Origin of the sequence: Nocardioides sp. Soil805 (genome assembly GCF_001429625.1) — a bacterium.
Classification (GTDB): domain Bacteria; phylum Actinomycetota; class Actinomycetes; order Propionibacteriales; family Nocardioidaceae; genus Nocardioides.
This window is the reverse complement of the sequence record NZ_LMSU01000003.1, coordinates 422,135-439,427: the sequence shown is the minus strand read 5'-3', so window position 1 is coordinate 439,427 and position 17,293 is coordinate 422,135. Positions and strand designations below refer to the sequence as shown.

The window sequence follows — 17,293 nt, the reverse complement described above, 5'->3', positions numbered from 1 at the left end:
GATGTCGTTGATCGACGTGCGTGACCTCGAGCGCACCTTCGTCGTGCGCCGCAAGGTCGACGGCGGCCGCCGTCGGGTGCGCGACGAGGTGCGCGCCGTCCACGACCTGACGTTCGCGATCGAGCCCGGGGAGATGGTCGGCTACATCGGCCCCAACGGCGCCGGGAAGTCCACGACGATCAAGATGCTGACCGGCATCCTGGTCCCGACCGGCGGGCACCTGCGGGTCGCCGGCCTCGACCCGAGTCGCGACCGGGTCGCACTCGCGCGCCGCATCGGCGTCGTCTTCGGCCAGCGCACCACCTTGTGGTGGGACCTGCCGCTGCGCGACTCCTTCGAGCTGCTGCAGAAGATGTACCGGATCCCGCCGGCCCGATTCCGTGCCAACCTCGAGCGCTTCGTGGAGCTGCTCGACCTCCGCGACCAGCTCGACACCCCCGTGCGCCAGCTCTCGCTCGGCCAGCGGATGCGCGGTGACATCACCGCCGCCCTGCTCCACGACCCCGAGATCCTCTACCTCGACGAGCCGACCATCGGGCTCGACGTGGTGAGCAAGGGACGGTTGCGGGAGTTCCTGCGCGCGCTCAACGCCGAGCGGGGCACCACCCTGGTCCTCACCACCCATGACCTCCAGGACATCGAGGCGCTGTGCGACCGCGTGCTCGTCATCGACCACGGCACCGCGGTCTTCGACGGCCCCCTCCCCGCGCTCCAGGCCCAGGGCGGGTCGACCCGCACCCTCGTCGTCGACCTCGTCGACGAGGCACCCGCCATCGAGGTGCCGGGCGCGGTCGTACGCCGGGTCGAGGGGCCGCGCCAGTGGCTGTCCTTCCCGGCCGAGGCCAGCGCGGCGCCGATCGTCGCGGCCGTCGCGGCGTCGTACGACGTCGCAGACCTGTCCATCCAGGAGCCGGACATCGAGGAGGTCATCCGCGACCTCTACTCCCGCGGGGGCGTCTGAGCACGGACGGACGCATCAGTCGCGCGTGCGCCGGTCGAGGTGGGTGACCAGGGACTCGAGCAGCGGAGCATCGTCGTAGCCACCGACGAGGAGGCTGGCGAGGACCTGCAGACGCCGCAGGTCACGGCAGTCCGCGAGACGGGCACGGTCGATCGACCCGGGGTAGGCGGCCAGTGCCTCCTCCGTGACCGTCATCGAGGACAGGTCCCACTCCACCGGCCCCACGCACACGTCCTCGAAGTCGGTCCACAGCGGTCCGCCCGGCGTCAGGAGCACGTTGCCCGTGTGGGCGTCACCGTGCAGGGGACGGCGCGGCCAGGACATGGCCAGGGGAAGCAGCACCGACGCGGCTCGGTGGAGGGTCGGATGCGAGGAGACCTCCAGTGCCGTCGAGATGTCGGTGACGGGACCGACCAGCGTGGGCAGGTCGTGGGGGTACACGGACAACGCCTCGTGCAGCACGCCGAGCATCGCGCCGAACCGAGCGGCCGGCACCTCGCCGGCATCGTGGTCGGCCCACTGCCACAGGGAGACCTCCAGCCCCTCGGCGGTGTGCGGCCCGGGGTCCTCCCACGCGGGGACGATCGGAACCCCCGACGTGGCGAGGAAACGGGCCACCGAGACCTCTCGTTCGAGCCACGGACGAGGGCCCGGGCGCAGCTGCCGGCCGAGGGTCACGACCCGGGTGACCACCGGTGCGGGCAGGAGCCTCACACGGACGCTGTAGCCCTCGGCGATGACCTGGGGGTCGTCGCCGGGGAGTCCGACGGCCCGGGCGCACGCGACGGACGCCGACACGGCGTCGGCCGTGCTGGGGACCACGGTCCCCGGACGGGGACGGTCCGCGGTCACCCGGCGGCAGCGACGGTGCGCCGCATGACCGTGTTCTTCATCCCCTTGGGGCGCACGAACTCGAAGCCGCACCGCTCGTACATCGCCCGCGTGCCGTTGTAGAGGAACGAGGACGACATCTTCTTCTCACCCGGCACGTGCGGGTAGCCCTCGACGACGCCGCCGCCTGCCTGCGCGATCAGGTCGACCGCGCCGAGCAGCGCGACCTCGGCGAGCCCGCGCCGACGGTAGCGCTTGTCGACGAAGATGCACGTCACCCGGTAGTCGGGGACGAGGTCGGCCTCGGCGTCGTACTGCTTGCGGTGATGGATGTTGGGCAGCTCGGCCGGCGTGCCGTACTCCGCCCAGGCCACCGCCTCGTCGCCGTCGACGACGAGCGCCGCGTGGGCGGCACACTGCTCGACGTAACGCTTCTTCAGCGCCCGGTTGGCCTCCGCGCCCTGGCCGCGCTCGTCGCTGTCGGGGTGGAACCAGATGCACCAGCAGCCGCCGAAGATCCCGTGGTGGCGGACGACCATGTCGTCGAACATCGCCCAGGTCTCGGGTGTGAGCGCGACGACCTCGAGTCCCTCGGATGTCTCCCCCATGGCGGCACGGTAGCGGTGACGACGCGCCCGTGTCTGCATGGGCGGCCGGGACGTCGCGGAGTCCGACGAGCAGCCCCGGGCGCCCTCAGGCGCCCGGGGGTCCGACGCAGGCTCAGCGAGCCGCCGGGGTGTAGATCAGCTTCTTGTTGACGAACTCGTCGATCCCGTAGGGCCCGAGCTCGCGGCCGACACCGGAGCGCTTCGTCCCGCCGAACGGGAGGTCGGCGAACGAGCCCTGGGAGCTGTTGATCCAGACCATGCCGGTGTCGAGCTGGTCGGCGACCTGCTGGGCCTTGTCGGGGTCGGCGCTCCAGACCACCCCGCCGAGCCCGAAGGCCGAGTCGTTGGCCAGCGCGACGGCCTCCGCGGCGTCGGCCACCCGGTAGACGACGGCCGCGGGGCCGAAGAGCTCCTCGCGGTAGGCGCGCATGTCGGGCGTGACGTCGGTCAGCACGGTGGCCTCGACGAACGCCCCCGGGCGGTCGACCCGCGAGCCGCCGGTGCGCACGACCGCACCCTTCGCCACGGCGTCGTGGAGCTGCTCGAGGAGGTTGTTCGCTGCGCCCTCGGAGGAGAGCGGACCGAATCCGGCTGCTTCGTCGAACGGGTCGCCGGGGGTCAACGCCGCCATCGCGGCGCTGAACTGCTCGACGAAGGCGTCGTACATCTCGTCGACGACGATCATCCGCTTGGCGCCGTTGCAGGCCTGGCCGGCGTTGCCCATCCGGCCACGCACCGCTGACTTCACCGCGGCCCCGAGGTCGTCGGCGTCCAGCAGGATGAACGGGTCGGAGCCGCCGAGCTCCAGCACGACCTTCTTGAGGTTGCGCCCCGCCACCTCGGCCACGGCGGACCCGGCCCGCTCGGAGCCGGTCACCGAGACGCCGACCACGCGCGGGTCGGCGATGATGTCGGCCGACTGCTCATTGGTGGCGAAGAGGTTGATGTAGGCGTCAGCGGGCAGTCCCGCGTCGGCGAAGATCCGCTCGATCGCGAGCGCCGACTCGGGGCACTGCGGAGCGTGCTTGAGCAGGATCGTGTTGCCGATCATCAGGTTGGGCGCGGCGAAACGGGCCACCTGGTAGTACGGGAAGTTCCACGGCATGATCCCGAGCAGGGGCCCGATCGGCTCCTTGCGGACCAGCGCCGTGCCGCCCATCGCCGGGTCGAGCGGAGTGTCGGCCAGCAGGCCCGGGCCCTGGTCGGCGTAGTAGCGGTAGATCGAGGCGACGAGCTGGAGCTCGCCCTTGCCCTCGCGCACCGGCTTGCCCATCTCCCGCGCGATGATCGCGGCGAGCTCGTCCGACCGCTCGTCGTACAGGTCGGCGACGCGGCGCAGCACCCGGGATCGCTCGTCCTTGTCGGTGGTCCGCCACTCGGCGTACGCCGCGTGGGTGCGCGTCAAGGCCTCCTGCACCTCGGCGTCGGTCGCGGTGGGGTACTCCTTCTCGACCGTGCCGGTGGACGGATTGACAACCTGGTAGTCGCTCATGCTGGAACCTCTCGAACGTGGGGGTGAGCACGAAGGTGCTCGTCCGTCCTCGAACGTACGCTCGGCACTCGGCTGCACAAGGGCCGGCCGCCGTGACGAGTCCCACCATCGGCCGGGGCAGCGGGCGCGGTGCACCCCGGGGCGCCGGATCAGCCGGCACGCAGGTCGAGCACCAGCACGGCCCGGTCGTCGTTGCCGCGCGGCACCTCGCGCAGGACGGCTCGCGCGACACCGGCGAAGCCGTGGGTGAGCACGGCACTGCGGGCCACCCCGCGCAGCCACGCCAGCCCGTCGTCGAGGTCGCGGCCGCGGGTCTCGATCACCCCGTCGGTGTAGAACATCAGCGCCTCGCCCTCGCCGAGGCGTCCCTCGCTGGCGTGCAGCTCCGGGTCGGGCACCACGCCGAGCGCCGTCCCTCGCGCGTTGTCGACGCCCCACTCGCGGTGGGCGGGGTGCCAGTGCAGCACCGGAGGGTGGCCGGCGCTGGTGATCGTGTAGTCCCCCGTCTCCAGGTCGACCAGCACGTGCACGGCCGTCGCGAAGGACTCGTCGGAGTCCTGGCGCAGCAGGAAGGCGTTGGCCGCGCGCATCAGCGCGTCGGGCGGCAGCGCGCCGAGCAGGCCACCCAGCGCCCCGGCGAACTGCAGGGCCTGCGGTCCGACCGAGGCGCCCTTGCCGCACACGTCGACCAGGACCATCTCCAGGTGCCGTCCCTCCCGCAGGTCGGCCACCAGGAAGTCCCCGGCGTACCCCGTGCCGTGGGCGCTCAGCATCGCCGACTGGGACCGCCACGGACCCGGCAGGTCGGGTACGACGCCCTGCCGCTGCAGGCGGTCACGCAGCTGGGCGAGCATCGGCTCGCTGAGCGCGACCGGCAACCCGGAGCGCTGCCGGCTCGACTGGCCGACCACCAGGCCCACCGACACCGCCAGCGTGACCAGGGCGGCGGCGGACGATCCGTCGAGGCCGTCGTGCAGCGTCGCGGCCGTGGCCGCGAGGAGGACGGCCCCGGAGAGCACGAGCAGCGGCACGGTCCGCAGGAGCAGCACGCCGAGCAGCAGCCACACGAACCACAGCGTCAGCGGCACCGCGTCGTAGGCCACCCACGAGGCGACGAAGGACGCGGCGGAGACGCCGAGCAGGATGCCCAGCACGTAGACCTGGCTCGCGCGGGACCCGGTGCGCCAGCCCTCGACCCGGTGGTGCACGTGCGTCGCCACCCGGCGGGGCACGGTTCCGAGGGTCGTCGACACCTCCAGAGAATAGTCCGCAGGACCCCGCGGCCGAGGGCGATCGCCCGATGTCGGAGGTGCCCCCTACGCTCTCAGGACCATGACGCCAGACCGCGACCAGCCCGTGCCCGCAGCGCCTGCGGACGAGGACACCGACAGCGAGCTCGCCGGCATCGTCGCCTTCGCCATGGACTGTGCGCGCCAGGGCGAGACCGACCTGCTGACGCGCTACCTCGACGGTGGCTTCCCCGCCAACCACCCGGACGCCGACGGCAACACCGTGGTGATGCTGGCGGCCTACCACGGGCACGTCGACACCGTCGCCATGCTGCTGGGCCGCGGCGCCGATCCGGACCGCCTCAACGCGCGTGGCCAGTCACCGCTCGCCGGTGCGGTCTTCAAGGGCGAGGACGCCGTCGTGGCCGCCCTGCTCCACGCCGGGGCCGACCCCGACGTAGGCACCCCGAGCGCCCGCGCCACCGCGGAGATGTTCGGGCGCGCCGACCTCCTCGGATGACCACCACCCCCGCGGGCGTGTTTTCTTGACCCGTTCCAGAGTGGGTGGGACGTTGGAGAGGTTCGGACGCGGCCCGCGACCTCGGCGCGCGACCCACACCCACCACCCCAGGAGTGACATGCCCGACCTGCCCCAGCCCACGGACAGCTCGATCGCCACGGCCCCCTCGTCGGAGGCCCACCTCGGCTCGACGACCGACACCGGGTCTCCCGCTCCGAGCGACCGCAACTCGCTCACGCTGGGCGCCGACGGACCGATCCTGCTCCACGACGTCCACTTCCTGAGCCAGATGGCGCACTTCAACCGCGAGCGCATCCCCGAGCGCAACGTGCACGCGAAGGGCTCCGGCGCCTTCGGTCGCTTCGAGACCACCCAGGACGTCAGCGCCTACACCAAGGCCGCGCTCTTCCAGCCCGGTGTGGAGACCGAGATGCTCGCGCGCTTCTCCACCGTCGCCGGCGAGCAGGGCTCCCCCGACACCTGGCGCGACCCCCGCGGCTTCGCGCTGAAGTTCTACACCAGCGAGGGCAACTACGACCTCGTCGGCAACAACACGCCCGTCTTCTTCATCCGCGACACCATGAAGTTCCCGCACTTCATCCGCTCGCAGAAGCGCCGCGGTGGCAACGGCCTGCGCGACAACAACATGCAGTGGGACTTCTGGTCGCTCAACCCCGAGTCGGCCCACCAGGTCACCTACCTCATGGGCGATCGCGGCATCCCGAAGTCCTACCGCCACATGAACGGCTACGGATCGCACACCTACCTGTGGATCAACGCCGCCGGTGAGAAGCACTGGGTGAAGTACCACTTCCACAGCAACCAGGGGGTCGAGGGCCTCGCCGACGCCGACGCCACCCGCATCGCCGGCGAGGACGCCGACTTCCACCGTCGCGACCTCTACGACTCCATCGCGGCCGGTGACCACCCGTCGTGGACGCTGTCGATCCAGGCGATGCCCTACGAGGACGCCCGGACCTACCGCTTCAACCCGTTCGACCTCACCAAGGTGTGGCCGCACAGCGACTACCCGCTCATCGAGGTCGGCACCATGACGCTGGACCGCAACCCGGAGAACTTCTTCGCCGAGATCGAGCAGGCCGCCTTCGAGCCGTCGGCCACCGTGCCGGGCATCGGCTTCTCCCCCGACAAGATGCTGCTCGGGCGGGCCTTCGCCTACTCCGACACGCACCGCTACCGCATCGGCCCCAACTACCTGCAGCTGCCGGTCAACCGGCCCCGCGTGGAGATCAACACCTACACGCAGGACGGCCCGATGGCCTACGAGCACCGTGCCGATGACCCCGTCTACGCGCCCAACTCCTTCGGTCGCGGGTACGCCGACGAGGTCGGCGAGGTGAGCGACGGCTGGGAGGCCGACGGCGCGATGGTCCGCCAGGCCTACACGCTGCGCAGCGACGACGACGACTTCGGCCAGGCCGGCACCCTCGTGCGCGAGGTGTGGGACGACGAGATCCGGGCCAACTTCGTCAAGACCGTCGCCGGGCACCTGCTCGGCGGTGTCGAGGGCGACGTCCTGGAGCGGGCCTTCGCCTACTGGAAGGCCGTCGACGCCGACTGCGGCAAGCAGATCGAGGAACTCGTGCGCGCCGACGGACCCAACGACAACCCCGGCGGGCAGCCGGACGACGCCCAGGACGACGCGTCCTCGCCGGTGGTGGAGAGCGAGACCCACGCGTCGAGCTGATCGCACCGCACGCACGACAGCGAAGGGCCCCGGGCGACGCCCGGGGCCCTTCGTCGGTGGAGCGGTCAGATCGTGAGTCCGCGATCCCGCGCGGCAGCGCGGATGAACAGCACGTTGACCGCGCCGGCACCCGCACACAGCATGTGGATGAGCACGACGGCTCCGGCATCTCCGCCGACCGTCGCCAGCGCCCATGCCGAGCAGGCCATCCACACGAGCAGCAGGACGCCGAAGAGGAGCATCAGCCGCTGGTACGACGCCGGTTGGACGACCCGGCACGCGACGGCGCCGAGGACGAGGAACGGGATGGGCGAGGCGGCGTACGCCAGCACGTGAGCGGTGTCGCGCTCCCCGCCGGAGAGCTGGACCAGCGTCGCGACGACGAACCCGAGCGCGAAGGTCGCGAAGAGCACCGACCCCAGCGTGGCGTTGCGGGTCGAGCCGGTGGTGGCATTGCTGGTCGTGGCGTTCGACATGTGGTCACTCCTCATCGTGGTCATCCCGAGCGGGCCGTCGGCGGCAACCCTAGGGCCATGGTCGCCAGGGCGGCCCACCCCGCAGCGAGGTGGGCCACGACGACGATCGTGCGGCCCCCCACGCGGATCCAGGCGACGAGCGCGGCCGCCGCCCAGACGAAGAACAGCGCGGCCACGGCGACGAGCCAGGACTGGTAGTCGTCCCCGGTCGCGAGCAGCGCCGCGGCGACGCCGAGCAGCAGGAACGGCAGGGCGCCCCACGCGTAGTGCAGCACCCAGAACCGCTCCCGGTGGACGAGGCCGTCACCGTGGGTGACGAGCCACGTCCCGGAAGTCGCGAAGCCGACGGCTACGAGGAGCAGCACCAGGGCCAGGGTCACGTCAGACAGCGAACTCGGGCCAGGGATCGGTGTTGTACATCGCCATGGTGTCGAGCGACTCCTGCGCGTTGTCCATCCCGCTCGTGAGCTGGTGGATCCCGATGCCGGCCCCGATCAGGAAGCCGCCGACACCACCGATCAGGAACTCCGGCGAGGCGATCGCCCCCACGATCGTCGCCGCGGAGATCACCGCGGCGACGAAGCAGCCGTAGAGGACGGCCAGGCCGGCCACGATGCCGATCCAGAAGTCCCGGATCCCGTCGTGGGCGGCGTCCAGGGCCGCGGTGATGGCGGTGACGTAGGTCTGGCCCACCGACTGCATCGCCGAGTGCTGGTCGCCGACCTTGCCGGCGTACGCCTGGGCCGCCTGGCCCTGCCACTTGTCCGGGTCGTCGACGGCGAGGTCGTCGTCCTCGACCTTCTTGGACTCGTCGTAGACGGGCTTGCCGACCGAGGTGTGCCACGCGTCCTTGGTCTCGCTGAGCCAGGGCAGGTTGCCGGCGTACTGCAGCTTGCCGTACAGCCAGTCCCAGAACTCCTGGACCTTGTCGAGCATCTTGTTCCACAGGTCGATGAAGCCGTCGATGAGCCGCTCGGCCCAGCCGGGGATCTTGCTCAGGATGCTCTGGACCTTGTCCACCAGCTCCTGGAACTTGTTCTGGATCTTGTCGATCCACTCGTTGATCTTGGCGATGATCGCGTCCCAGCTCATGGGAGTCTCCTTCGAAGTCGTCGGTGCGGGATTACTGGGGGTCCCACATGCCCTGGTACTGGTCGCGCTGTGCCTCGTCGGTGCTCGTGAAGTCGTCGCGGATCTTGATGAGCGCCTTGGAGGCGCCCTCCTGCTCCTTGCTGCCCTCGGAGAGGTACTTCTCCACCCACGCGCGGACCTCCTCGTACTTGGCGTGGACGTCCCCGCCGGCGAAGGAGAAGGCGTACGCCGGGATCGTCAGGCCGCTGGCGGAGGTCGACGCCGAGCTGAGCGTGTCGGAGGAGGCCGACCAGAGGTTGGCGTCGGCTGTCAGGGCGTCGAGATCGGCCTTGAGGTTCATGGGCGGTCCTTTCGGGGAAGTGCCGGGTCAGGTCAGGCGCAGGTGCTCGAGCAGCAGCTGCGGGTCGGACGTCAGCCGCTTGATGTCGGCCAGGTCGGTGCTCTCGGCACTGCGCAGCGCCGCGCGGCGCAGGGCGTCGTTGACCGCCTCGACCGTCTCGCGCGAGAGGTTGAACGGGTGGGCGGAAGGGGCCCACGACGGGTCGAGCTCGAGGCCCTGCAGGTCGCCGGCCATCGTCACCGTCGCCCGGACACGGCCGGAGCCGCTGGCCCCCTCGACCGTCGTGGTCGCGACCGCCTCCACCTGGCCCAGCGCCCGGTCGAGGGCCGACTCGACGGCCTCCATGTAGCTGAACAGCCCGGCGGTCACGGCGTCGTCGCTCAGGGTGCTGCCGCGACCTCGCAGCGCATCCCGGACCGCCTCCTGCATCTGCACCGAGTCCTGCATGGCCTGCTCGGCGGCCTCGCCGGGCGCCGCCATGCCGGGAACGCCGGAGACCTCCTCGGCCTCGGAGTCCCCCGCCGTCGTCCCGGCCGACGCGCCCCCGGCCGGCGTCGTCGTGCCGCTCGCGCCGTCGGGCCGGGGCTCGGTCACCTGCGTCGTGAAGGCCTCGGCGCGGTCGGTGACCGCCCGCTGGTAGGCCGAGACGACCGCCGGGCCGAGCCCGCCGGTGCCGAGGGCAGCCTCCCAGCCGTTGTCGATGAGCACGGCCGTCAGCTGCCCGCGCTTGTTGATCGTCACCTTCACGATGCCGTCGACGTCCTCGGCCTCACGGCTCGTCACCTGCCGGCCCGCGTCCACGAAGGGCTGGGCATCGGCCTCGAACCCGCGTTGGATGTTCGCCAGCTGCTCGGCGTCGCTCAGTGCCATGTCTCTCCCTCGGTCGTGTGTCAGCACGACCATGCCCATCCGGTGCGCCCCGAAACCAGCAGCCGACCGGCATCTGCGGCGGTGGGCCGATATCGTCGGGCCCATGCCCAGCGACCCGACGTACGACGTCCTCGGCGCGCCGTACACCGTGGAGACGCTGGACCTCGGCGAGGACGCGGAGGGACCGGTCGTCGCGACCCTCGTCCACCGCCCGGCGCCGGAGCCGACGCACCGCGCCGTGCTGCACGTCCACGGCTTCGCCGACTACTTCTTCCACACCGAGTACGCCGAGTGGTGGAACGCGCGGGGCCACGACTTCTACGCCCTCGACCTGCGCAAGTACGGCCGCTCCCTCCTCCAGCACCAGACCCCCAACTACGTCGAGGACCTGCGGGAGTACTTCCCCGACCTCGACGCCGCGTGGGAGCGGGTCGCGCGCGACCACACGACGGTGGTGGCCACCGCCCACTCCACCGGCGGGCTGACCCTGCCGCTGTGGCTGCACGAGCGTCGACCGGAGGGGCTCGCGGGGGTCTTCCTCAACTCGCCGTGGTTCGACCTGCAGGGCTCGGCCTGGCTGCGCACGCCCGCCGCCCGGATCGCGCTCGACCGGATGGGCTCACGGCAGCCGCGGCGACTCATCCCCCGCAAGGTCAGCGGCGTCTACACCCAGTCCCTGCACCGCGACCACCACGGCGAGTTCGACTTCAACCTCGACTGGAAGCCCGTCGAGTCCTATCCCGTGTACGTCGGGTGGTTGCGCGCCGTGCGCCGCGGCCACGCCGAGCTGCACCGCGGGCTCGACGTGCCGGCGCCGTGCCTGGTGCTCTCGTCGACCACGTCCGCGTGGCCCACGACGATGGGCGACGCCGTGCACCGCAACGACGTGGTCCTCGACGTCGAGCAGATCCGCCGCTGGGCCTCCAGCCTGGGGCGACACGTCACCAGCATCGCCGTCGACGGCGCGCGGCACGACGTGGTGCTGTCCCTGCCGGAGGTGCGGGCGAAGGTGTACGACGAGCTCGACACCTGGCTGCAGGCCTGGGTGCCCGCCTGACGCGGGACCGGTCTCGCGACCTCAGACGAGGAAGGCGACCAGCGCCACCACGCCCACCACGACGATGAAGGCGCGCAGCACCGCTGCCGGCAGGCGACGCCCGACCGAGGAGCCGATCACCCCGCCGACCACGGCGCCGACCCCGATCAGCCCGACGATGCGCCAGTCCACGTCGGCCACCAGGACGAAGAGCACCCCGGAGATGCCGTTGACCAGCGCGGCGAGGACGTTCTTGGCGCCGTTGAGCCGCTGGAGGGTCTCGTCGACCCCGATGCCGAGCACCGCCATCATCAGCACGCCCTGGGCGGCACCGAAGTAGCCGCCGTACACCCCGCACGCGAACATCCCGGGCCACACCCACCACGCGCCGCGCTCGGGCAGGCCGCCGCTGGCCTCGTGACGGCGGGCGACGTACGCCGAGATGCGGGGACCGGCCAGCACCAGGAGCAGGCCGAGCAGGATGAGCGCCGGCACGACGACCTCGAAGGCGCCGGGCTGCCACAGCAGCAGCACCCCGCCGAGGAGGCCGCCGAGGCCCGAGGCGCTCGCCAGGTGCAGGAGGCGAGAACGCTGCCCGCGCAGCTCTCGCCGGTAGCCGACGGCCCCGGTGACCGAGCCCGGCACCAGACCGATCGAGTTGGAGACGTTGGCCGTCACCGGTGGTACGCCGAACGCCAGCAGGGTCGGGAACGTGATCAACGTCCCCGACCCCACCACCGTGTTGATGGTGCCGGCCGCCACGCCCGCGAGGGCGATGAGGACGGCTTCGACCCAGGTCACGCGTCACTCACTGGCCGGCTGCCCCCGGGGCGCTCGGGTCGACCGGGCCCTCGCCCGCGGACGGGTCGACGGGCTCGGAGGAGACCGGCGGCGTCGTGCCGCCGAGGGCGTCGGGGGTGAGGCTGGCGCGGCCCGGCCGGGCGGCCGACTCGGCGGCCGCGATGGCCTCCTGGACGGCCTTGCTCGCGTCGCTCAGCTCGGCGTCACCGGACGCGCTGACGCCGCCCTGCGGCTCGCTGGGGCCCATGTCGACGCGGGTGCGCGGCGTCGCGTCCTTGGGGATGCCGGCGATCTCGTGGATCGAGGAGCCGAGGCCCTCCATCGCCTTGGTGATCTCGGAGGGGATGACCCACACCTTGTTGGCGCTGCCCTCGGCGATCTTGGGCATCATCTGGAGGTACTGGTAGGCCAGCAGCGACTGGTCGGGCTGGCCGTCGTGGATGGCCTGGAAGACCGTCTGGATGGCCTGTCCCTCACCCTGGGCACGCAGGATCGAGGCCTCGCGGTCGGCCTGGGCGCGGAGGATCTGCGACTCGCGGTCACCCTGGGCGTTGAGGATCTGCGACTGCTTGGAACCCTCGGCGGTGAGGATCGCGGCCTGGCGCTGGCCCTCGGCGGTGAGGATGACGGCGCGCTTCTCGCGGTCGGCGCGCATCTGCTTCTCCATCGAGTCCTTGATGGAGGGCGGCGGGTCGATGCCCTTGAGCTCGACCCGGTTGACCCGGATGCCCCACTTTCCGGTCGCCTCGTCGAGCACGCCCCGCAGGCCGGAGTTGATCGAGTCGCGGCTGGTGAGCGTCTCCTCGAGGTCCATGCCACCGACGATGTTGCGCAGCGTGGTCATGGTGAGCTGCTCGATGGCCTGGATGTAGTTGGCGATCTCGTACGTCGCGGCGACCGGGTCGGTCACCTGGAAGTAGATGACGGTGTCGATGGAGACCACGAGGTTGTCCTCGGTGATCACCGGCTGCGGCGGGAAGCTCACCACCTGCTCACGCAGGTCGATGAGGTAGCGCAACCTGTCGATGAACGGCACCAGGATGTTGAGGCCGGCGGGCAGCGTGCCCTTGTACTTGCCGAAGCGCTCGACGATCCCGGCGCGTGCCTGCGGCACGATCCGGACGGTCTTGGCGAGCAGCACGACGATGAACAGGACGAGCAGCACGAACAGGATCAGTAGTGCTGTGGTCATGTGGGTCTCCCCCGTGGAGTGGTGGTGATGGGTGCAGACAATAGGTGGTGCGGTCAGGACTCGAGTCGGGCCACCGGGTGCACGAAGGCCGTCGCTCCCCGGATGGCGAGGACCTCGACGGTCTCGCCCGCGGGGATGGTCATCGTCTCGTCGTAGGGACGCGCGGACCAGTCCTCCCCGCCGATCTTGATGCGGCCGGTGGAGAGCCCGCTCATCTCGGCGATCACGACGCCCTGGGTGCCGACGAGCTTGTCGTGGCCGAGCGAGAGCTCAGGCCCGGCGCGCAGGTTCTTGATCATGGAGGGCCGCACCAGGGCCAGCATCGCCACCGAGGCGCCGGCCGCGCCGAGGACCTGCAGGGCGACGGGGGCGTCGACGAGCGCGAGCACCATGCCGACGACGGCACCGATCGCGAGCATGCCCACGATCAGGTCGAGGCTGAACATCTCAACCACCCCGAGCACGATGGCCAGGCCCAACCAGGCCTCCCACAGGTGTCGCAGCAGCCAGTCCATGACCAGACCCTATCCGGTGGGGTCGAGCGTCAAACGGCGCTGCGACGGGTGCGTCGCCGGGCGGCGTACCGGCCGTCCTCGACGCTCAGCCGCAGCGGCATCTGGAAGGTCTCGGACAGCGCCTCCTCGGTCACGACGCGCTCCAGCGGGCCCTGCGCGACCACCCGGCCGTGGCGCAGCATCATCGCGTGGGTGAAGCCCGGCGGGATCTCCTCGACGTGGTGGGAGACCAGGACCGTCGCGGGCGAGTCCGGGTCCAGCGCGAGCACGCTCAGCGTCGAGACGAGGTCCTCCCGACCGCCGAGGTCGAGACCTGCGGCGGGCTCGTCGAGCAGCAGCAGCTCGGGGTCGGTCATCAGGGCGCGCGCGATCTGGACGCGCTTGCGCTCCCCCTCGCTGAGGGTGCCGAAGGTGCGGTCGACGAGGTGCGCGGCGCCGATCTCGCGGAGCAGGTCGGCGGCCCGGTCGTGGTCGAGGGTGTCGTACTCCTCGCGCCAGCGACCCAGCACGCCGTACGACGCGGAGACGACGACGTCCTGCACGAGCTCGCTGCGCGGGATGCGGTCCGCGAGTGCGGCGCTGGTGAGCCCGATCCGCGGGCGCAGGTCGAACACGTCGACGGTGCCGAGCACCTCGCCGAGGATGCCGGCGACACCGGAGGTGGGATGGATCTGCGCCGAGGCGACCTGGAGCAGGGTGGTCTTGCCGGCGCCGTTGGGGCCGATGAGGACCCAGCGCTCGTCCTCCTCGACCGTCCAGTCGACGTCCTCGAGGAGCGTTGCCCCACCACGGCGCACCGTGAGACCTGCACACTCGATCACGGCGCTCATGCGGCTCACCCTATCCAGCGGCGACCCCGCTCCCGGCGGTACCGACGTATCCTCACCAGCCGTGTCACTCGAACTCCCCCTCTCCGGCCGCCTCGCCTGGTGGCTGACCGCCTGGCTGCGCGGCGACGAGGTCACCGACCACGTCCTCGACGCCGTCACCCACGGCGACCTCGGGCACGTCGTCGAGGGGTTGGCCGAGCTCACCGACGGGTCCGGTACGACGCTGCTCGACGCCTTCGTCGCGGCCCGACGCAGCGGCGCCGACCGCGCGGGGCTCGCCCTTCCCGTGGAGGGCGACCTGCTCGGGCTCGGCGGTCCGCGCGCGCTCAACGACCGGGCCGTGGAGTCCGGCGAGGCCGTGGTGCTCGCGTCCTTCGCGCTGGTGCCCAGCGTCGTGGGCGAGGTGGTGCGCTGGCAGGTGCTGCCGTCGGCGCCGCGACAGCTGCCCGACGTGGGCGAGGCCGACCGGGCCCTGCGGGCCGCGCTCGTCGACTCGGCCAACCTGCTCGCCGAGCTCGACGTCGCCAGGTGGCGGCCCGAGGTGGCCGACCGGCTGATGAACCTGCGGCACCGGGCCGAGCTGGACGCACCGCTCGGCGTGCCGTCGCGCTGCACCGACCTGGCCGCCCGCGGGCTCCAGGGGTGGGCGATCGTCGACCTGGCGCTCGAGGACGACGGCGGGGCCCTGTCGTCGTACGAGATCGCGCGCCGGCGCGACGCCCTCGCGCCGCTGGAGCGGGCCTCGCGCCGTGCGGTCGTCGCGGCGTGCTCGCCCGAGGTGTGGCCGGAGTCCTGAGCACCCCCTCCGGCGGGGATAGCCTCGGGCCCGAGATGAGCGACGTGGACGAGCAGCCCAAGACCCTCCTGGTGACCCTGACCGGCAAGGACCGGCCCGGCGTCACGTCCGCGATGTTCGCGACGCTGTCGGCCGCCGGTGTCGAGGTCGTCGACATCGAGCAGATCGTGCTGCGCCGCCGCCTCGTGCTCGGGGTGCTCATCACCGCCCCGCGGGACTGGAAGAAGCTCCGGGACGCCATCGAGGAGACCGCGTCCTCGCTGGGCATGCAGGTCGACGTCGACCGTGGTGTGGGCGACAACCGCGAGCGTGGGTCGGGGCGCTCCCACGTCACCGTGCTCGGCGCCCCGCTCCGGGCCGCGGCGATGTCCGCGATCGCGGGCCGGATCGCCGACTGCGGCGCCAACATCGACCGCATCGAGCGGATGGCGCGCTACCCCGTCACGGCCATCGACCTGGCGATCTCGGGCGTGGAGCCGGAGGTGCTGCGCCCGCTCCTGGCCGTCGAGGCCGCCGCCCAGGGCATCGACATCGCCGTGCAGCCGGCCAGCCTGCTGCGCCGGTCGATGCGGCTCATCGTCATGGACGTCGACTCCACCCTCATCCAGGGCGAGGTCATCGAGATGATCGCCGCCCACGCGGGCTGCGAGGCGGAGGTCGCCGCGGTCACCGAGCGCGCGATGCGCGGCGAGATCGACTTCGAGGAGTCGCTGCGCGAGCGGGTCGCCCTGCTCGAGGGGGTCCCGGAGTCGGCGCTGGACGAGGTCTACGACTCCATCGAGCTGGCGCCCGGCGCGCGCACCATGGTCCGGGTGCTGCGGCGCCTGGGCTACCGCTTCGCGATCGTCTCGGGCGGCTTCACCCACATCACCCGCAGGCTGGCCGCCGACCTCGGCATCCACTACTCCCGGGCCAACGAGCTCGAGATCGTCGACGGACGCCTCACCGGGCAGGTGGTCGGCGAGGTCGTCGACCGGGCCGGCAAGGCCACCGCGCTGCGGGAGTTCGCCGCGGACATCGGGGTGCCGGTCGACGCGACCATCGCCATCGGCGACGGGGCCAACGACCTCGACATGCTCAACGCCGCCGGCCTCGGCATCGCCTACAACGCCAAGCCGGTGGTGCGCGACGCGGCCGACGCCTCCGTCAACGTGCCCTACCTGGACACGATCCTCTACCTGCTCGGCATCTCCCGCGAGGAGATCGAGGCCGCGGACGCCGCCGACGGGATCGTCACCCCGTCCCCGCCGGTCTGAGACCCACCGCGACGCAGCCGCCGACCTCGTCGTCGCGCTCGACACGCGGGTCGAGCCCGGCGTCGCGCATCGCGGTCGCGGTGAGCGGCGCCTGGTCGGGGCTCGTCTCGACGAGCAGCACCCCGCCGGGCGCCAGCCACGCGGGCGCGCCCGCGGCGATCCGGCGGTGCAGGTCGACGCCGTCGGCCCCGCCGTCGAGCGCGACGGCCGGCTCGTGGTCGCGTGCCTCGGGCGGCATCAGCGCGATCCGGTCCGTGGGCACGTACGGCGCGTTGGCCACGAGCACGTCGACGCGCCCGCGCAGGGCGTCCGGGAGGGCGTCGTACAGGTCGGAGAGGTGCAGGCTGCCGTGCGCGACGTTGCGCCGCGCGCACTCCAGTGCGACGGGGTCGACGTCGCTGGCGTGCACCTCGCCCGCCGTGACCACCGCGGCGACCGGGGCGACCCCGCAGCACAGCTCGAGCAGCGTGCTCGCAGGACCGGCGTACGACGCCGCGACGCGCGCCAACAGCTCGGTACGGCGCCGGGGCACGAAGACACCCGGCGCGACGACCAGCCGGTGACCGGCGAAGTCGACCCAGCCCAGCACGGTCTCCAGCGGCTCGCCCGAGAGCCGTCGCAGCACCAGGACCTCCAGGGCCGCGCCGGTGAGGCCGGTGCCCAGGAGCAGCCGCGCCTCGTCCTCGGCGAAGACGCACCCCGCGGCCCGCAGCCGGGTGACGAGGGACACCGGGGCGCTC

At 71.9% G+C, this 17,293-nt stretch carries 20 protein-coding genes; 6 read left to right on the top strand and 14 right to left on the bottom strand.

Translation table 11 applies throughout. The annotated features are described in order from the left end of the window. The first annotated feature begins 1 nt into the window (after position 1). The gene (locus ASG94_RS16990) at positions 2 to 961 is read left to right on the top strand and encodes an ABC transporter ATP-binding protein (protein ID WP_056927645.1); all 960 of its coding nucleotides are present in this window, start codon (positions 2 to 4) and stop codon (positions 959 to 961) included. Between the two features lie 15 nt (positions 962 to 976). On the opposite strand, the gene ASG94_RS16985 is transcribed toward ASG94_RS16990, so the two are convergent. The 4 genes from ASG94_RS16985 to ASG94_RS16970 form a co-directional block, all read right to left on the bottom strand. Then, complete coding sequence (locus ASG94_RS16985; RefSeq protein ID WP_056927644.1) at positions 977 to 1,813, bottom strand: phosphotransferase; 837 nt, start codon at positions 1,811 to 1,813, stop codon at positions 977 to 979. Then, positions 1,810 to 2,400, bottom strand: a complete 591-nt coding sequence (locus tag ASG94_RS16980; RefSeq protein ID WP_056927643.1) for a GNAT family N-acetyltransferase — start codon at positions 2,398 to 2,400, stop codon at positions 1,810 to 1,812. The genes ASG94_RS16985 and ASG94_RS16980 overlap by 4 nt, the downstream gene beginning before the upstream one ends. 112 nt (positions 2,401 to 2,512) lie before the next feature. After that, complete coding sequence (locus ASG94_RS16975; RefSeq protein WP_056927642.1) at positions 2,513 to 3,892, bottom strand: NAD-dependent succinate-semialdehyde dehydrogenase; 1,380 nt, start codon at positions 3,890 to 3,892, stop codon at positions 2,513 to 2,515. 149 nt (positions 3,893 to 4,041) lie between these two features. Continuing rightward, positions 4,042 to 5,145 carry a PP2C family protein-serine/threonine phosphatase gene (locus tag ASG94_RS16970; RefSeq protein WP_156411647.1) on the bottom strand — a complete coding sequence of 368 codons (1,104 nt, stop codon included), beginning with the start codon at positions 5,143 to 5,145 and terminating at the stop codon, positions 4,042 to 4,044. A gap of 79 nt (positions 5,146 to 5,224) precedes the next feature. On the opposite strand from ASG94_RS16970, the gene ASG94_RS16965 reads away from it, so the two are divergent. Both ASG94_RS16965 and ASG94_RS16960 read left to right on the top strand, forming a co-directional pair. Then, positions 5,225 to 5,641, top strand: coding sequence for an ankyrin repeat domain-containing protein (locus ASG94_RS16965; protein ID WP_082624276.1), 417 nt, complete (start codon positions 5,225 to 5,227; stop codon positions 5,639 to 5,641). Positions 5,642 to 5,759: 118 nt separating this feature from the next. Next, entirely contained in the window at positions 5,760 to 7,349 is a 1,590-nt protein-coding gene (locus ASG94_RS16960) for a catalase (protein WP_082624275.1), read from the top strand. A gap of 65 nt (positions 7,350 to 7,414) precedes the next feature. Here ASG94_RS16960 and ASG94_RS16955 read toward each other — a convergent pair whose 3' ends face one another. From ASG94_RS16955 to ASG94_RS16935, 5 genes are read right to left on the bottom strand one after another with little or no spacing between them, the layout of a single operon-like run. Beyond that, positions 7,415 to 7,825 (bottom strand): hypothetical protein, encoded by a 411-nt coding sequence (locus tag ASG94_RS16955; protein WP_056927640.1) that lies wholly within the window; start codon positions 7,823 to 7,825, stop codon positions 7,415 to 7,417. 20 nt (positions 7,826 to 7,845) lie between these two features. Next, on the bottom strand, positions 7,846 to 8,205 hold the full coding sequence (locus ASG94_RS16950) for a hypothetical protein (RefSeq protein WP_056927639.1): 360 nt from the start codon (positions 8,203 to 8,205) through the stop codon (positions 7,846 to 7,848). Position 8,206: 1 nt separating this feature from the next. Next, positions 8,207 to 8,917: a hypothetical protein gene (locus ASG94_RS16945; protein WP_056927638.1), complete on the bottom strand. Its 711-nt coding sequence runs from the start codon at positions 8,915 to 8,917 to the stop codon at positions 8,207 to 8,209. Between the two features lie 31 nt (positions 8,918 to 8,948). After that, positions 8,949 to 9,257 carry a hypothetical protein gene (locus ASG94_RS16940; RefSeq protein ID WP_056927637.1) on the bottom strand — a complete coding sequence of 103 codons (309 nt, stop codon included), beginning with the start codon at positions 9,255 to 9,257 and terminating at the stop codon, positions 8,949 to 8,951. A gap of 27 nt (positions 9,258 to 9,284) precedes the next feature. Then, a complete protein-coding gene (locus ASG94_RS16935) occupies positions 9,285 to 10,127 on the bottom strand; it encodes a YbaB/EbfC family nucleoid-associated protein (RefSeq protein ID WP_056927636.1) in 843 nt (280 codons plus the stop codon). 103 nt (positions 10,128 to 10,230) lie between these two features. Between ASG94_RS16935 and ASG94_RS16930 the strand changes: the two genes are divergently transcribed. Next, positions 10,231 to 11,184 (top strand): alpha/beta hydrolase, encoded by a 954-nt coding sequence (locus ASG94_RS16930; RefSeq protein ID WP_056927635.1) that lies wholly within the window; start codon positions 10,231 to 10,233, stop codon positions 11,182 to 11,184. A 21-nt stretch (positions 11,185 to 11,205) separates the two neighbouring features. On the opposite strand, the gene ASG94_RS21825 is transcribed toward ASG94_RS16930, so the two are convergent. From ASG94_RS21825 to ASG94_RS16910, 4 genes are read right to left on the bottom strand one after another with little or no spacing between them, the layout of a single operon-like run. Then, entirely contained in the window at positions 11,206 to 11,964 is a 759-nt protein-coding gene (locus tag ASG94_RS21825) for a sulfite exporter TauE/SafE family protein (RefSeq protein WP_056927634.1), read from the bottom strand. Positions 11,965 to 11,971: 7 nt separating this feature from the next. Next, on the bottom strand, positions 11,972 to 13,156 hold the full coding sequence (locus ASG94_RS16920; protein WP_056927633.1) for an SPFH domain-containing protein: 1,185 nt from the start codon (positions 13,154 to 13,156) through the stop codon (positions 11,972 to 11,974). A gap of 53 nt (positions 13,157 to 13,209) precedes the next feature. Further along, complete coding sequence (locus ASG94_RS16915) at positions 13,210 to 13,671, bottom strand: NfeD family protein (protein ID WP_056927632.1); 462 nt, start codon at positions 13,669 to 13,671, stop codon at positions 13,210 to 13,212. 29 nt (positions 13,672 to 13,700) lie between these two features. Continuing rightward, positions 13,701 to 14,501, bottom strand: a complete 801-nt coding sequence (locus ASG94_RS16910) for an ABC transporter ATP-binding protein (RefSeq protein WP_056927631.1) — start codon at positions 14,499 to 14,501, stop codon at positions 13,701 to 13,703. Positions 14,502 to 14,562: 61 nt separating this feature from the next. Between ASG94_RS16910 and ASG94_RS16905 the strand changes: the two genes are divergently transcribed. Further along, positions 14,563 to 15,297 carry a hypothetical protein gene (locus ASG94_RS16905; RefSeq protein ID WP_056927630.1) on the top strand — a complete coding sequence of 245 codons (735 nt, stop codon included), beginning with the start codon at positions 14,563 to 14,565 and terminating at the stop codon, positions 15,295 to 15,297. Positions 15,298 to 15,332: 35 nt separating this feature from the next. Beyond that, positions 15,333 to 16,553, top strand: a complete 1,221-nt coding sequence (gene serB, locus ASG94_RS16900; protein WP_056927629.1) for a phosphoserine phosphatase SerB — start codon at positions 15,333 to 15,335, stop codon at positions 16,551 to 16,553. Here the strand turns inward: serB and ASG94_RS16895 are convergent. Further along, on the bottom strand, positions 16,531 to 17,283 hold the full coding sequence (locus tag ASG94_RS16895; protein ID WP_235537305.1) for a putative protein N(5)-glutamine methyltransferase: 753 nt from the start codon (positions 17,281 to 17,283) through the stop codon (positions 16,531 to 16,533). The genes serB and ASG94_RS16895 overlap by 23 nt on opposite strands. Positions 17,284 to 17,293: the final 10 nt, after the last annotated feature.

What these genes read in the sequence shown, in the direction of transcription:
- ASG94_RS16990 (WP_056927645.1), top strand. Translation starts at nt 2, where the DNA reads ATGTCGTTGATCGACGTGCGTGACCTCGAGCGCACCTTCGTCGTGCGC.
- ASG94_RS16980 (WP_056927643.1), bottom strand. Translation starts at nt 2,400, where the DNA reads ATGGGGGAGACATCCGAGGGACTCGAGGTCGTCGCGCTCACACCCGAG.
- ASG94_RS16975 (WP_056927642.1), bottom strand. Translation starts at nt 3,892, where the DNA reads ATGAGCGACTACCAGGTTGTCAATCCGTCCACCGGCACGGTCGAGAAG.
- ASG94_RS16965 (WP_082624276.1), top strand. Translation starts at nt 5,225, where the DNA reads ATGACGCCAGACCGCGACCAGCCCGTGCCCGCAGCGCCTGCGGACGAG.
- ASG94_RS16960 (WP_082624275.1), top strand. Translation starts at nt 5,760, where the DNA reads ATGCCCGACCTGCCCCAGCCCACGGACAGCTCGATCGCCACGGCCCCC.
- ASG94_RS16955 (WP_056927640.1), bottom strand. Translation starts at nt 7,825, where the DNA reads ATGTCGAACGCCACGACCAGCAATGCCACCACCGGCTCGACCCGCAAC.
- ASG94_RS16945 (WP_056927638.1), bottom strand. Translation starts at nt 8,917, where the DNA reads ATGAGCTGGGACGCGATCATCGCCAAGATCAACGAGTGGATCGACAAG.
- ASG94_RS16940 (WP_056927637.1), bottom strand. Translation starts at nt 9,257, where the DNA reads ATGAACCTCAAGGCCGATCTCGACGCCCTGACAGCCGACGCCAACCTC.
- ASG94_RS16935 (WP_056927636.1), bottom strand. Translation starts at nt 10,127, where the DNA reads ATGGCACTGAGCGACGCCGAGCAGCTGGCGAACATCCAACGCGGGTTC.
- ASG94_RS16930 (WP_056927635.1), top strand. Translation starts at nt 10,231, where the DNA reads ATGCCCAGCGACCCGACGTACGACGTCCTCGGCGCGCCGTACACCGTG.
- ASG94_RS16920 (WP_056927633.1), bottom strand. Translation starts at nt 13,156, where the DNA reads ATGACCACAGCACTACTGATCCTGTTCGTGCTGCTCGTCCTGTTCATC.
- ASG94_RS16915 (WP_056927632.1), bottom strand. Translation starts at nt 13,671, where the DNA reads ATGGACTGGCTGCTGCGACACCTGTGGGAGGCCTGGTTGGGCCTGGCC.
- ASG94_RS16910 (WP_056927631.1), bottom strand. Translation starts at nt 14,501, where the DNA reads ATGAGCGCCGTGATCGAGTGTGCAGGTCTCACGGTGCGCCGTGGTGGG.
- serB (WP_056927629.1), top strand. Translation starts at nt 15,333, where the DNA reads ATGAGCGACGTGGACGAGCAGCCCAAGACCCTCCTGGTGACCCTGACC.